13 protein-coding genes and 1 pseudogene are annotated in these 13,746 nt (G+C 68.5%); 4 read left to right on the top strand and 10 right to left on the bottom strand.

Going from position 1 to position 13,746, the window contains the following annotated elements; translation table 11 throughout:
• Positions 1 to 316: 316 nt before the first annotated feature.
• The 4 genes from NBV68_RS11745 to NBV68_RS11730 all read left to right on the top strand — a co-directional run bounded on the left by NBV68_RS11745 (position 317) and on the right by NBV68_RS11730 (position 5,364).
• Positions 317 to 2,101 carry a TonB-dependent receptor gene (locus tag NBV68_RS11745; RefSeq protein WP_296310075.1) on the top strand — a complete coding sequence of 595 codons (1,785 nt, stop codon included), beginning with the start codon at positions 317 to 319 and terminating at the stop codon, positions 2,099 to 2,101.
• Positions 2,102 to 2,259: 158 nt separating this feature from the next.
• The gene (gene cgtA / locus NBV68_RS11740) at positions 2,260 to 3,324 is read left to right on the top strand and encodes an Obg family GTPase CgtA (RefSeq protein WP_296310074.1); all 1,065 of its coding nucleotides are present in this window, start codon (positions 2,260 to 2,262) and stop codon (positions 3,322 to 3,324) included.
• Between the two features lie 7 nt (positions 3,325 to 3,331).
• Positions 3,332 to 4,450: a glutamate 5-kinase gene (proB, locus tag NBV68_RS11735; RefSeq protein ID WP_296310073.1), complete on the top strand. Its 1,119-nt coding sequence runs from the start codon at positions 3,332 to 3,334 to the stop codon at positions 4,448 to 4,450.
• A complete protein-coding gene (locus NBV68_RS11730; protein WP_296310071.1) occupies positions 4,447 to 5,364 on the top strand; it encodes an NAD(P)-dependent oxidoreductase in 918 nt (305 codons plus the stop codon). Before proB ends, NBV68_RS11730 begins: the two co-directional genes overlap by 4 nt.
• 7 nt (positions 5,365 to 5,371) lie before the next feature.
• Here the strand turns inward: NBV68_RS11730 and NBV68_RS11725 are convergent, their stop codons facing one another.
• The 10 genes and pseudogenes from NBV68_RS11725 to NBV68_RS11680 all read right to left on the bottom strand — a co-directional run.
• On the bottom strand, positions 5,372 to 6,148 hold the full coding sequence (locus NBV68_RS11725) for a phosphoadenylyl-sulfate reductase (protein WP_296310070.1): 777 nt from the start codon (positions 6,146 to 6,148) through the stop codon (positions 5,372 to 5,374).
• Positions 6,138 to 6,593, bottom strand: coding sequence for a DUF934 domain-containing protein (locus tag NBV68_RS11720; protein ID WP_296310069.1), 456 nt, complete (start codon positions 6,591 to 6,593; stop codon positions 6,138 to 6,140). The genes NBV68_RS11725 and NBV68_RS11720 overlap by 11 nt, the downstream gene beginning before the upstream one ends.
• Positions 6,586 to 8,214 (bottom strand): nitrite/sulfite reductase, encoded by a 1,629-nt coding sequence (locus NBV68_RS11715; protein WP_296310068.1) that lies wholly within the window; start codon positions 8,212 to 8,214, stop codon positions 6,586 to 6,588. Before NBV68_RS11715 ends, NBV68_RS11720 begins: the two co-directional genes overlap by 8 nt.
• A 2-nt stretch (positions 8,215 to 8,216) precedes the next feature.
• Entirely contained in the window at positions 8,217 to 8,609 is a 393-nt protein-coding gene (locus NBV68_RS11710; protein ID WP_296310066.1) for a hypothetical protein, read from the bottom strand.
• A 2-nt stretch (positions 8,610 to 8,611) separates the two neighbouring features.
• Positions 8,612 to 8,911 (bottom strand): DUF2849 domain-containing protein, encoded by a 300-nt coding sequence (locus NBV68_RS11705; protein WP_296310065.1) that lies wholly within the window; start codon positions 8,909 to 8,911, stop codon positions 8,612 to 8,614.
• Positions 8,908 to 9,678, bottom strand: coding sequence for a uroporphyrinogen-III C-methyltransferase (cobA, locus tag NBV68_RS11700; protein ID WP_296310063.1), 771 nt, complete (start codon positions 9,676 to 9,678; stop codon positions 8,908 to 8,910). The genes NBV68_RS11705 and cobA overlap by 4 nt, the downstream gene beginning before the upstream one ends.
• A gap of 66 nt (positions 9,679 to 9,744) precedes the next feature.
• Positions 9,745 to 10,752 carry a mechanosensitive ion channel domain-containing protein gene (locus NBV68_RS11695; protein ID WP_296310061.1) on the bottom strand — a complete coding sequence of 336 codons (1,008 nt, stop codon included), beginning with the start codon at positions 10,750 to 10,752 and terminating at the stop codon, positions 9,745 to 9,747.
• Positions 10,752 to 11,939 (bottom strand): cystathionine beta-lyase, encoded by a 1,188-nt coding sequence (metC, locus tag NBV68_RS11690; RefSeq protein WP_296310060.1) that lies wholly within the window; start codon positions 11,937 to 11,939, stop codon positions 10,752 to 10,754. The genes NBV68_RS11695 and metC overlap by 1 nt, the downstream gene beginning before the upstream one ends.
• Positions 11,936 to 12,808 carry a sulfurtransferase gene (locus tag NBV68_RS11685; protein WP_296310058.1) on the bottom strand — a complete coding sequence of 291 codons (873 nt, stop codon included), beginning with the start codon at positions 12,806 to 12,808 and terminating at the stop codon, positions 11,936 to 11,938. Before NBV68_RS11685 ends, metC begins: the two co-directional genes overlap by 4 nt.
• 90 nt (positions 12,809 to 12,898) lie before the next feature.
• Positions 12,899 to 13,746 (bottom strand): annotated as a pseudogene (locus NBV68_RS11680) (hypothetical protein); the annotation flags it as partial.

Here is a 13,746-nt window from a genome sequence, read left to right as displayed (position 1 = left end):
CGGTGATCCGTGAGCCAGGAGACCGACCGGGGCGTGTCGCTCTTTGCTTGGCTCAGGGATTGGCCAGGCGCGGAAAAACACTTCTGTTGTGAGCGACATCGCTGGGCCGGGGGAGGGCAACCTCTCGCGGCCACCATGTTGCTGATGACGGGAGGAATCCGTGAAGAATTTTGCATTGTTGGGAAGCGTCGCTGGGGCGGCGCTGGTTTGGGCTGTGCCTGCGTGGGCGCAAGACGAGGCGCAGGAGGACAACCAACCCCCTATCTCTACCGCGGCGGCCCGCAGTGACATCATCGTCAGTGCCAGCCGGTCGGGCTTGCTTGAATCCACCGTGAGCTATCCCGGTTCGGTCACGCTCATCACCGCCGAGCAGCTCGACAACCGCCAGACCCGCGACATCGCCGATGTGCTGCGCGATGTGCCGGGCGTGGCCGTTGCAGGCGTGGCGGGGCAGACCCAGATCCGCCTGCGCGGCTCGGAGGCCAACCACGTCCTCGTGCTGGTCGACGGGATCGAGGTGTCCGATCCCTTCGCGGGCGAGTTCGATATCGGCACCCTCCAAGCCGAACCCGGCGCTCGGTTGGAGGTGCTGCGCGGGCCGCAATCGGCGCTTTATGGGTCGGACGCGATCGGCGGGGTGGTCGCCTACCAGAGCGCCAGCGGCCGCGACCTTTACGGGCTTGCCGCAAGGATCGAAGGCGGCACGCAAGGGACCATCAACGGCGCGCTGCGTTATGGCGCGGCGGGCAACAGCTGGGACGCCGCTCTTTCCGCCGTTGTCGTCAGCACCGATGGCCAACCCAACGCACGGGGCGGCACCCGCGATATCGGGCGCGACAGCTACACCCTCGCGGGCAAGGGCAGCGTCAATGTGAGCGACACCTTCACCCTGCGCGCCGCCGCGCGGCTGATCCGCACCGAGGGCCAGACCAACGACAGCGACTTCGACACCACCAGCCCCACCTTCGGCTTCATTATCGACAGCCCCGGCGTCTCGTTCACCAACGAGGCGATCTACGCGCTGGTGGGCGCTCGGCTCGACACGCTGGACGGTCGCTGGACGCATGACCTCTCCGCCCAGATCGCCAATGTGAACCGCGAGACCGACAGTCCCTTCGGCATCACCTCGGCCAGCGAGGGCGACCGCTTCAAGGCCTCCTATGTCAGTGCGCTGGCCGTGGCGGACGACCACAACCTCACCTTCGCCGCCGATTACGAAGTCGAAGGCTTCCGCAACGCCACGCCCGGGGGCTTCGTTTTCGACGCGCGGCGCGAGATCGAACAGGTCGGGCTGGTCGGCGAATACCGCTACAGCGGCGAGGCTTTCGACCTTTCCGCCGCGATCCGGCACGATATCAACGACCTGTTCCAGGACGCCACCACCGTCCGCGTCGGCGCGGGCTACCGGATCACCGAGACGACCCGTGTCCGGGCAGCGGGGGGCAGCGGGGTCAAGAACCCCGGCTTCTTCGAGCTCTACGGCTTCGTCGACGGGCGCTTCATCGGTAATGCGGCATTGCGCCCTGAGAAGTCGACGGGGTGGGAAGTGGGCCTCGACCAGCAGTTCGGCCGCTCCACCAGCCTTGCGGTGACCTATTTCGATAGCACCCTGGAGGGCGAAATCTTCACCACCTTCCCGCCGCCGAACTTCATCGCCACCCCGGCCAACCGCACCACGGAAAGCCGCCAGCGCGGGGTGGAAGTGTCGCTCGCCGCGCGCTTCGGTCGCACGTGGAGCCTCGACACGGCCTACACCTATCTTGATGCCGAGGAGAACGGCATTGAGGAAGTGCGCCGCCCCAAGCACATCGCCAGCGCCGCACTGACCTGGGAAGCGCCGGACGAGGCCGCCTCGGCCACGCTTGTGGTGCGTTACAACGGGCAGACCCCCGATGTCGCCTTCACCGACCCGAGCTTCGTGCCGGTACGGGTGCAGCTCGAAGATTACACGCTGGTCAATTTCAACGCACAGGTGCGCCTGACCGATGGGCTAAGCGCCTTCGCCCGCGTCGAAAACCTGCTGGGCGAGGAGTATGAGCAGGTGTTCAGCTTCGTATCGCCGGGGCGGAGTGCTGTGGTGGGCGTCGAGGCGAAGTTCTGATCTTCTGCCCCCCTTCCCTTGAGGGAAGGGGTTGGGGGATGGGTGCTCGACGCCAGCTACTGTCGCACACCCACCCCTCAATCCCATCCCTCGAGGGAGGGGAGGCACGTTTTGCCATACCCCTCGCAATCGCAGCAAAAATTCCCTATGCGCCCGCGATGCATTTCCTCGACCAAGCCAAGATCTATGTGAAGTCCGGCGGAGGCGGCCCAGGGGCCGTCTCGTTCCGGCGTGAGATGTACGTTGAATATGGCGGCCCTGACGGCGGCAATGGCGGGCGCGGCGGGGACATCGTCTTCGAAGCCGTCGCCGGCCTCAACACGCTGATCGACTTCCGCTATTCGCAGCACTTCAAGGCCCCGAGAGGCCAGCACGGGATGGGCAAGGACCGCACGGGCGCGAGCGCCAAGCCACTCGTCATCAAGGTGCCGGTCGGCACGCAGATCCTGTCCGAGGACAAGGAGGAGGTGCTCGCAGACTTCACCGAGGTCGGCCAGCGCATCGTTTTCCTCGAAGGCGGGATGGGCGGGCGCGGTAATGCCTCCTACAAGACCTCGACCAACCGCGCCCCGCGCCAGCACCAGCCGGGCATTGCGGGCGAGGAAGCGTGGGTGTGGCTGCGATTGAAGCTGCTCGCCGATGTCGGCCTTGTCGGCATGCCCAATGCGGGCAAATCGACCTTCATCAACGCTGTCTCCAACGCGCAGGCCAAGGTGGGCGATTATGCCTTCACCACGCTCGTGCCCAAGCTCGGGGTGGTGCGCCACAAGGGCCGCGAATTCGTGCTCGCGGACATTCCCGGGCTGATCGAGGGCGCGGCAGAGGGGGCCGGGATCGGTGACCGCTTCCTCGGCCATATCGAGCGCTGCCGGGTGCTGATCCACCTCATCGACATCACCGGCACCAAGGAAACCGACCCCGCCGAGGCGATGCGCATCGTCGAGGAGGAGCTGGCGGCCTACGGCGCGGGGCTGGAGGACAAGGCGCGGCTGGTGGTGCTCAACAAGCTCGATCTCGCCGATGCCGAATTGGTCGAGGCCTATCGCACGGAACTGCTGGAAGCGGGCGCGGACAAGGTCTTTGCCGTGTCGGGCGCGACCGGCGCAGGGATCCCCGAACTGCTCGACGCGGTGCTCGGCTACCTGCCTGCCTCGACGTCGACCGAGACCAAGACGGTCGAGATCGAGGACGAGGACGACGAACCCGATTGGTCGCCGATCTGAGCCAGCGATGCTGACCCGGCTGTCTGACATCACCGCCGCACGGCGGATCGTGGTCAAGATCGGCTCCGCGCTGCTGGTGCGGGGCGGAACGGCGGGCGTCGCTTGGCTGCATAGCCTTGCTGCCGACCTCGCCGCTCTCGTGCGCGAGGGCCCGCAGGTGATCGTGGTGAGCTCGGGCGCGATCGCGCTGGGCGCGGCGCGGCTGGGCTTGGCGAAGGGCGGGCGCGGGAGCCTCGCCGATGCGCAGGCCGCCGCCGCCGTGGGCCAGATCGCGCTGGCGGATTTGTGGTCGCGGGCGCTCGGGGCGGAGGGTATTACCGCCGCCCAGATGCTGCTGACGCTGGGCGATCTGGAAGACCGCCGCCGCTATCTCAACGCCTCGGCGACGCTCGACCGGCTGCTCGAAGCAGGCGTGATCCCGGTCATCAACGAGAACGATAGCGTCGCCACCGAGGAAATCCGCTTCGGCGACAATGACCGGCTGGCGGCCCGCGTGGCGCAGGCGGCCAATGCCGATGTGGTGCTGCTGCTGTCGGACGTCGACGGGCTCTACGACCGCGACCCGCGCGAGGACGGCGCGACGCTGATCCCGGTGGTTGACGCCGTGACGCCGGAGGTGATGGCGATGGCGAGCAGTGCTTCGTCCTCGGGCCTCGGATCGGGGGGGATGATCTCCAAGCTGCAAGCCGCGCAGATCGCGACGCGCGCCGGGATCGCGCTCGGGATACTCAATGGCACTTGGGAATCTCCCATCGCCAACGCACTTGCTGCCGGAACGGGGACGCTGTTTCTCCCCGTCAGCGGGGCCTCGGCGCGCAAGGCGTGGCTTGGCGGGCGGCTGGCCCCGGCGGGCGAGTTGCGGGTGGACAAGGGCTGCGCGGAAGCCTTGAAGGGCGGGGCGAGCCTGCTGGCGGCGGGCGTGGTGGGCGTCTCCGGAAGCTTCCGGCGCGGCGATCTGGTCAGCGTGCTCAGCATGCGCGGCGAACGCCTGGCGCAGGGGCTCGCCGAATATGACGCCGCCGAAATCCAGCTGATCGCCGGCAAGCGCGCCGAGGAGCAGGCCGGGCGTCTCGGCTACGCGCCGCGCTCCTGCGTGATCCACCGCGACCACATGGTGCTGCTGTGAGCGTGCTCGCCATCACCGGCGCGACCGGCTTTGTGGGGAGCGCGGTGCTGAACGAGGCGCTGAAGCAGGGCCACACGGTGCGCGCGCTCGCCCGCCGTGAGCAGGCGCCGCGTGCAGGCGTGGAGTGGGTGCGCGGCGATCTTTCCGATACGGCCGCGCTCGCCGCACTGGTGCAGGGTGCGGATGCGGTGGTGCATGTCGCGGGGCTGACCAACACGCCTGACCCAGCGCAGTTCGAGGTCGCCAATGTCACCGGCACCGCCAATGTGATTGCCGCGATGAAGGAGGCGGGCGCCCGCCGGCTTGTGTTCGTCTCCTCGCTCTCGGCGAGAAAGCCCGAACTGTCGGCCTACGGCGCGTCGAAGGCCCAGGCCGAGGCGCTGGTCGAGGCGAGCAAGCTCGACTGGACCACAGTGCGCCCGCCCGCAGTCTATGGGCCCCGCGATATCGACATGCTCGACCTGTTCCGCGCCGCGAAGTGGGGCGTGGTGCCGCTGCCGCCCGGCGGCGCGACCTCGATCATTCATGCCGATGACCTAGCCGCGCTGCTGGTGAGTCTTGCCGCGACCAGTGCCGCGCCGACCCGCCATCAGACCTACGAGCCCGACGACGGGCGCGAGGGCGGGTGGAGCCACAAGGAACTGGCCGCCGCGATCGGGCGAGCGATGGGGCGGCGCGTGGTGTTCGCCCCGCACCTTCCGCGCAAGGTGCTCGATGCCGCGGCTGCGGCCGACCGGCGCATGCGAGGATCCAAGGCCAAACTCACCGCCGACCGCGTCGGCTACATGGCCCACCCCAACTGGGTCGCCCGCTTCGACCGCAAGCCCCCGCCCGCTCTGTGGCAGCCGCGGATTGCGGGGGAGGAGGGGCTGAAGGCGACCGCCGAGTGGTACAAGCGCGAGGGTTGGGTTTAGGCCGCTCTCAGAGGAACGGCTCCTCGCCCGGCTTGTGGATGCCGCACTCGGTCTTGTCCCAGCCCTTCCACCGGCCCGAGCGCGGGTCTTCGCCCTCGGCGACCTGGGTGGTGCAGGGCGAGCACCCTATCGAGGGATAGCCTTGGGCGATCAGCGGGTGCCGGGGCAGATCATGCGTCTCGAACCATGCGTTGATGTCAGCCGCGGTCCAGTCGATCAGCGGGTTGATCTTGAGCCGCCCGGCGCCGTCCGAGGTGTCGAGTTCGAAGCGCGGCAGGTTGGCGCGGGTCTTGGCCTGGAAGGCCTTGCGCCCGGTGAAGCTCGCATCGAACCCGGCGAGCGCCTTTTCCAGCGGCTTGACCTTGCGGATTTCGCAGCAGCCGTCCGGGTCGTAGGACCACCTGAGGCCGGTCTCGTCCTTCTTCGCCAGATCCTCGGGGTCGGGGGTCAGCACCACCAGATTGAGACCGAGGCGCTGGGTCAGCAGGTCGCGATAGGCGAGCGTCTCGGCAAAGTGCTTGCCGGTGTCGAGGAACAGCACCGGCACGGATGCATCGACCGAGGCGACCAGATGCAGCAGCACCGCGCTCTCCGCGCCGAAGCTCGAGACCACCGCAAGATCGCCCGCAAGGCCATCGCGGATCACGCTTTCGAGCATTTCCTGCGTGCTGCTGCCGCGGAACAGGCGGTTGAGGCGAACCGCGTCATGCTCGGTGAAGCGCGGCGCGAGGTCGAGCGTGTCGCGGGCGCGCGGCTCGCTGCCGATCGAAAGTTCAGGCTTCATGGCGCTTGTCCGCAATAGTGCGCCGCGCATCGGCCGCGCGCTGGTAGACATTCTCCCACGTCGCGAAGGCGCGAGCTGCGTCCTCCTCGTCGAGGCGCTTGTCGGGGGCGAAGCTGTCGAAACCGCAGCGGCGCATGTGGCTCAATTGGTCGATCAGCACCGCGCCGACCGCGCGCAATTCGCCGGTGTAGCCCGCCTCGCGCAGGATCCGCGCCGAGGAATAGCCGCGCCCGTCGCCAAAGGCGGGGAAGTTGACCTCGACCAGCGCGAGGCGATCGAGGAAGGGCAGCAGCACCCGCGCATCATCACCCGGCTCGATGCGGACGGCGGTGGCGTTGGTCTGGTCGCAGCAGGCGTCGACGGTGATCGTCGCATGATCCACGCGCTCGTCATCACGGAAGCGGAACTGCACCTCGTCGGGGCTGGTGCCCATATCCTTAGCCATAAAGCGCCTCCTTGAACGGCTCCATGCCGATGCGGCGGTAGGTGTCGAGGAAGCGCTCCCCATCGCTGCGCGCGGCGAGGTAGACGTCGGTGACCTTCTCGACCGCGGCGATTACGCCGTCCTCGTCGAAGCCGGGGCCGGTGATCTTGGCGAGGCTGACATCCTCGGCTTCCGACCCGCCGAGCGAGAGCTGGTAGTTCTCGGTGCCCTTCTTGTCGACGCCGAGGATGCCGATGTGGCCTGCATGGTGATGCCCGCAGGCGTTGATGCAGCCGGAAATTTTCAGCTTCAGCTCGCCGACCACTTCGGTGCGGCCGCTCTGGGCAAAGCGCTCCGAAATGCGCTGGGCGAGGGGGATCGAGCGCGCGTTGGCGAGGCTGCAGTAATCGAGGCCCGGACAGGCGATGATGTCCTCGATCGTGTCCATGTTGGGGCTGCCGAGGCCCGCTTCGTCGAGCGCGGTCCACAGCGCGTGGAGATCGGCGATCCGCACATGGGGCAGCAGCAGGTTCTGCGTGTGCATCACCCGCAGCTCGTCGAAGGAATATTCGCGCGCGAGCTTGGCGACGAGGCGCATCTGATCGGAGGTCGCATCGCCGGGGATGCCGCCAGCAGGCTTGAGGCTGATCACCGCCGAGACATAGGCGTCATGCTTGTGGCGATGGGTGTTGCGGTCGACCCACAAGGCGAAATCGGGGTCCGAACGGTCCACCGTCTTGGGCCCGTCGACGAAGGCGGGCGGGGCGAAATATTCCGCGATCCGCGCCAGCTCCTCGCGCGGGGGCTCGACGCCGACGCTCAGCAGGTGGGCGAATTCCTCCTCGACCTGGCGGGTGTATTCCGCGGCGCCAAGCTCATGGACGAGGATCTTGATGCGCGCCTTGTACTTGTTGTCGCGCCGGCCATAGCGATTGTAGACCCTAAGGCACGCCTCGGCATAGGTGATCATCTGGTCGATGGGCACGAAATCGCGGATCAGCGGCGCGATCATGGGCGTGCGGCCCATCCCGCCGCCCGCATAGATTTCCGCGCCCACCTCGCCATTACGGCTGACGATCCGCACGCCGATATCGTGGAGCCGCATCGCCGCGCGGTCATTCGCGCTCGCGATCACCGCGATCTTGAACTTGCGGGGGAGATAGGTGAACTCCGGGTGGAAGCTCGACCACTGGCGCATCAGCTCGGCATAGGGTCGGGGGTCCACGACCTCGTCCGCCGAAGCGCCCGCGAAGTGATCGGCGCTGATGTTGCGGATGCAGTTGCCGCTGGTCTGGATCGCGTGCATCTCGACCGTCGCCAGATCGGCGAGGGCGTCGGCGGTGCCCTCCAGCTTGATCCAGTTGTACTGGATGTTCTGGCGGGTGGTGAAGTGCCCGTAGCCGCGATCATACTTGTCCGCGATGTCGGCGAGCATCTCCATCTGGCGCGAGTCCAGCGTCCCATAGGGGATGGCGACACGCAGCATGTAGGCGTGGAGCTGCAGGTAGAGGCCGTTCATCAGCCGCAGCGGCTTGAACTGGTCCTCGGTCAGCTTGCCTTCCAAGCGGCGGCGGGCCTGGTCGCGGAATTCGGCGACGCGGGCGTCGACCATGGCCTGGTCGTATTGGTCATAGCGATACATTGTTACCCGTTCCCCAAGATTGCCCAAGCAGCGGCAAGAGCTGCGAGGACGAGGGCTGCAAAAAGAACTATTCGGATCAAGCTTTTCGACCCGGCTGACACGCTCGCTTCGATCCAGCCTTCCAACCGGGCAAGCTCATTCGCATCATAAAGCGCTGGCGACCCACCCGCGATCGATTGACCAATTGCAGGTAGCTCAAAGGCATACCGCTCTGCGGCCGCGCGATCATCGGCAAAGCGATAAACCGAGAGGTAAGTTGCCTTCACGAGATCAGGTCCGTGGGGATCGAAATCGCAGGCCTGACAGCGATGAAATGGCTGATGCTTGAGATCGCCACAGGAAATGCAGACCGCACGGGCCTGCCTTTCTTGGAGAAAATCATCGTCTCCGATCACTTTCAGATCACCCAGTCCCAGCCGGTCTTGTTCGCGGTCGGCACGGCGAGGTCGCGCCTGACGGTCGGGCCGAGTGCGCGCACCCGATCCTTGATGTGGGCGGGGCGGACGTGGCCGGCAGCGTCGATGCTCGCCTCGATGGCGTAGGGCACATTGACGCGGCGCGCGGCTTCCTCGCGGGCGAGGATTTCCTCGGCGCCTTCGCCCACGTCCACGGCATCGTCGACGAACAGCGACCAGCCGGTGCCGTTCCACCAGGTGACAGCGCCCGAGCGCAGGTCGTTGCCGGTGAGGATTTTCATTGTGCGGCTTGCTCCTTGGCAGTCTGTGCGAGCGAAACGACGGCGGCATTGTCGCGTGCGGTCACTTCGCCGATGACGATGAGGGCGGGGCTCTTCACGTCCTCGCGTTCGACCAGCTCCGGCAGCCCGGCGAGCAATCCGTGCAGCACCCTCATTTCGGGGCGCGCGGCGTTCTCGATCACGGCGACGGCCATGTCGGGGGCGAGGCCGTCGGCCATCAGCTTCTCCGAGATGGCGGCAGCGGTCGAGACGCCCATATAGATGACGAGCGTGCGGCCCTTGCCGGCGAGGCCCGACCAGTCCTGCTCGGCGAGGCCCTTGCACTGGCCCGCAACGAAGGAGACGATGCTCGAGGCGTCGCGGTGAGTAAGCGCGATACCGCTCGCGGCGGCTGCGCCGTTGGCGGCGGAGATGCCAGGCACGACCTCGACCCGAATCCCGGCGGCGCGCGCGGCCTCGGCTTCCTCGCCGCCGCGCCCGAAGATGAAGGGATCGCCGCCCTTGAGGCGCACGACGTCATGGCATAGCAAAGCCTCACGCACCAGCAGGGCGTTGATCTCCTCCTGCGGCATGGTGTGGCGTGCGCGCTGTTTGGCGACGGAAACGAGGCGCGCATCGGGGCGGGCGAGGCTCAGGATGTCCGGGCCGATCAGCCCGTCATGGACGATCACCCCTGCGCCTTCGATCAGGCGCGCGGCGCGCAGGGTCAGGAGGTCCACCGGACCCGGCCCCGCGCCGACGAGATAGATGGTGCCACTCTTTCGCATGAGAGCGACATGGGCCAGCGGCGCGATCCGTTCCAGCGAGAATGGATTGGCCGGGGTGAAGCGCAGCTATTGCGGCGGCACATCCTCGCCCGCAGGGGGCACCGCGCGCGTCGTCAGCGCCGCCAGCAGCGCGCGGGTTTGCGGGTTGTCGCGAAGGTTGATGTCGCGCTGCGGGAACGGGATCTCGATGCCGTTCTCGCGCAGCAGCTGCCACAGGTTCTTGAGCACGCTGCTGCGCACGTTGCCGACCCCGTCCTCGGGATCGTTGATCCAGCAGTGAATGGTGAAATCGACTGAATTCTCGCCGAACCCGCTCCACCAGACGGTGGGCGGCGGGGTTTCGAGCACCCGCTTCGCCGCGCGCGCGGCCTCGAGCATCAGCCGCTCGGCCAGCTCCATGTCGCTGTCGTAGCCGATCCCCACCTGCACCTGGATGCGCACATTGCGCGAGGAATAGGACCAGTTCTCGACCTGGTTGACCATCAGGTTCTCGTTGGGAATCAGATACTCCCGCTCGTCCCGCGTCGTCACCGAGACCGCGCGGATGCCGATGCGGCGGATCTGGCCGAAGGTCTGCTGCCCGCTCTGGTCGGCCACCGCGATCACGTCGCCGGGCTTGATCGACTTGTCGAGCAGCAGGATGATCCCGGCGATGAGGTTGCCGAAGGTCTTCTGCAAGCCGAACCCGATGGCGAGCCCGAAGGCGCCCGAGAACACGGTCAGCGCGGTGAGGTCGATGCCGATCAGGTCGACCCCGATCAGGAAGGTCACCACCCAGATGATGATCGTCGCGAGCTTCTCGGCGAGCACGGCCTGCGTCCCGTCGAGCGCCTTGACGCGCCTGAGGGCGCTGCGGGTCAGGCGCGTGGCGAGCATAGCCGCAGCCAGCACCAGCAGGATCGCGCTGACGGTGAAGATCACGTCGAAGGCCGACACCCGCCAGTCGCCGAGCTCGACCGCGAAGGAATCGAGCCGGTTGACGATCCCGCCGATGGTCTGCGAGCGCTCGGCAAGGCCTTCGCGCAAGCCGTCGGCGCCGCTGACGGTGTCGTCCGGGGAAGGGCGCGCGACCATCACACCAGCGCCAGCGCGGCAGCGAGATCGGCGATCAGGTCATCCGCATCCTCGAGCCCGATCGACAACCGCAGCGCGGGCGCGCCTCCGCAAGGGCAGGGCATGCACGAGCGATAGGATTGCGGCGTGATCGGCAGGGCGAGGCTCTCGAAGCCGCCCCAGGAATAGCCGATCCCGAACAGCGCGAGCGCGTCCGCCACCCGCGCGGACGCCGCCGGATCGTCGCTCGCCAGCACGAAGGCGAAGAGGCCGCAGCCGCCGGTGAAATCGCGCTTCCACAGCGCGTGGCCGGGGTCGGAGGGGAGCAGCGGGCAGAGCACGCGCGCGACCTGCGGCTGCGCCTCCAGCCACTCGGCGACCCGCAGCGCCGCCGCGGTCTGCGCCGCCAGCCGCACGCCCATTGTCCTGAGGCCCCGCGCCGCCAGCGCGGCATCGTCGGGCGAGACAACCTGCCCCAGCTCATGGCTGACCCGCCGCAGCGCCGCATACCAGCGCTTGCCCGCGCTCGCGGAGCCCATCATCAGGTCGGAATGGCCGCCGACATGCTTCGACAGGCTCATCATCACGATGTCGCAGCCATGCTCCAGGCCTGCAAAGCCGAGCGGGCTCGCCCAGGTGTTGTCGATCATGGTCACCGCCCCGGCCTCGCGGGCGATGGCGGCGAGCAGCGGCACGTCGCACATTTCGAAGGTGAGGCTGCCGGGGGCTTCGAGCCACACCGCCCTCGCCCCCGCCACTGCGGCGCGGAAAGCCTCGACATCGCGCGGGTCGAAGAAACTCGTCTCCACCCCCAGCCGCGCGAGCAGACCTGTCGCCATGCTCCGGCTGGGGTCATAGGCATTGTCGGTCATCAGAAGCCGGTCGCCGGGCTTCAGGACCGCGAGCATCACCCCCGCGATCGCCGCCACGCCGCTCGGGTAGAGCACCGTGCCGTCCGCGCCCGGTTCGATCTGCGTCAGCGCCTCGGCGAGCGCCCACTGCGTCGGCGCGCCGCGGCGGCCGTAGAAGAACTGCCCGTCGGCATTGTTGCTCCCCGCCGCCTGCCGCTCGGCATCGGTGTCGTAGAGGTGGGTCGAGCCGCGCCACACCGGCGGGTTGACCACCGGCCCGGTCCATTCCTTGCGCCGCCCGCCGCGCACGAGCCTTGTGGCGGGCTTCAAGTGCTGATCGTCCCCGTCACCGCTCATGCAGCTGGCTCCCAGCTTTCGGGGCCCTGCGCCTTGGGGGTGTCGGGATCGGCGCTCCATTCGCTCCAACTGCCGTCATAGAGCGCGGTATCGTCCTTGCCGACGAGATGCATCGCGAAGAGCAGCACGCTCGCGGTCACCCCGCTGCCGCAAGAGGTGGTGACCGGGGCGGCCAGATCGATCCCCGCCGCGGCCAGGCCCTCACGCAGAGCCTCGGGCGATTTCCAGGTGCCGTCGGGGTTGAAAACCTCCGTGAATGGCAGGTTGCGCGCGCCGGGGATGCGCCCGTTCTGCCCGCCGTGGACCGGGTCGATGCCGCTGCCATAGACCCGGTCGGCCGAGCGCGCGTCGAGCACCTGTTCGGCCCCGCTGTCGAGATTGGCGAGCATGTCGGCCTTGGTCCGCACGCGGGTCGGCGCGGTGAAGTTGGCAGGCGCGGCGGGCGCGGTGGCGGGCGCTCCGCTTTCGAGCGGCAGGCCCTCGGCGCGCCACTTGCCAAGCCCGCCGTCGAGAATCGCGACATTGCCGCGGCCGCTCGCCGTCAGCACGAACCACGCGCGGGCCGAGGTGCGGATCGCGCTGTCGTCGTAGATCACGATGGCGTCTTCGGGGCCAACGCCGAGTACGGCGAGGCGCGCGGCGAGCTGTTCGGGGGTGGGGAAGGCATAGGGCACGGGTGAGCCCGCGTCGAACAGGCTCGCAAGGCCGAGGAAGCGCGCGCCCGGAATATGCGCGGCGGCGAACTCGCCTGCGGCATCGCGTGCCGCCGCAGGCAGGTGATACGAGGCGTCGAGCACGACGAGGCCGGGGCTACGCAGGTTCTCGGCGACCCATTGGGTGGAGACGAGCGAGGCGGGAAGAGTGTTCATGCCTGTGACCCTAGCGCGGCCCAAGCGGCGGCGCAAAGGCCCAGAGGCAGGACGTACGGCGGGCGGGGCGCGGAGGGCGGCGCGCGGGCCTCAGGCGGCCGCCGCCGAGGCAGGAGCCGGGGCAGGCGGGATCGCCACCGCCTGCGCCACCAGCCCGGCGATGCCGCCCGGCGGTACATCGAGCGCGATCGGGTGGATGCGGCCGCTCGGGGACGGGGTGCCGATGACGAAGGTGCGGATCAGCGCGGGCAGGCTCTCGCCCTCGAGCGTCACGTGGACGAGCGGGACGAACAGCGGGGTCTGACCCTGCCGCAAGGGCGCGATCGCGGAGAGCGGGAGCTGCATCGTGCCGGTGAGGCTGCGCGCCTGGTGCGGGCCGATGCGGTCGATCCTCGACAGCCCCTGCGCGGCCCCAGGCGATGGCGCCGAGCCCCCGGCCGCCGCACTCGCCCGCGCGCAGGCGAGCTGCAAGGCGCTGTGGAGATCACCCACCGCGCGCTCCGAGCGGTTGGCGATGGTGAGGCGGTATTCAAGGGTGAACATCATGACGCTGCGGGTCGCCGCAGTGATCTCGAGCGTAAGGTCGATGCGCGGCGGCTCCCCCACTGCCGGAGTGGCGGCGGCGGATTGGCCAGCAACGGGCGCGGCAAGCCGGAGCGGCCGCCCCCTGCGGCGGCGCAGGACAAGCGCGACGCCGCCAAGCGCCGCCAGTGCCGCGAGCACGCTGGCGGCAAGCGGCCACCAGTCGGGAAGGAGCCAGCCGGAGAAGGGCGAGGCGTCGGCTGCGTTCTCAGGGGCCGCGGGCGGCCTCTCGCGTGGCGGCGCTGCGCCCGCAGTCGCAGGCGAGGGCGCTGGCGGCACCTGCGGCCCGGCGGCGGCGTCAGGGCCGGAAACGGGGCTGGCGGCTGGCGGTGTCACCGTGGCTGAGGGCGCGCTCG

This window comes from Erythrobacter sp., assembly GCF_023653175.1.
GTDB lineage: Bacteria > Pseudomonadota > Alphaproteobacteria > Sphingomonadales > Sphingomonadaceae > Erythrobacter.
This window is presented reverse-complemented; position numbering and strand designations above follow the sequence as displayed.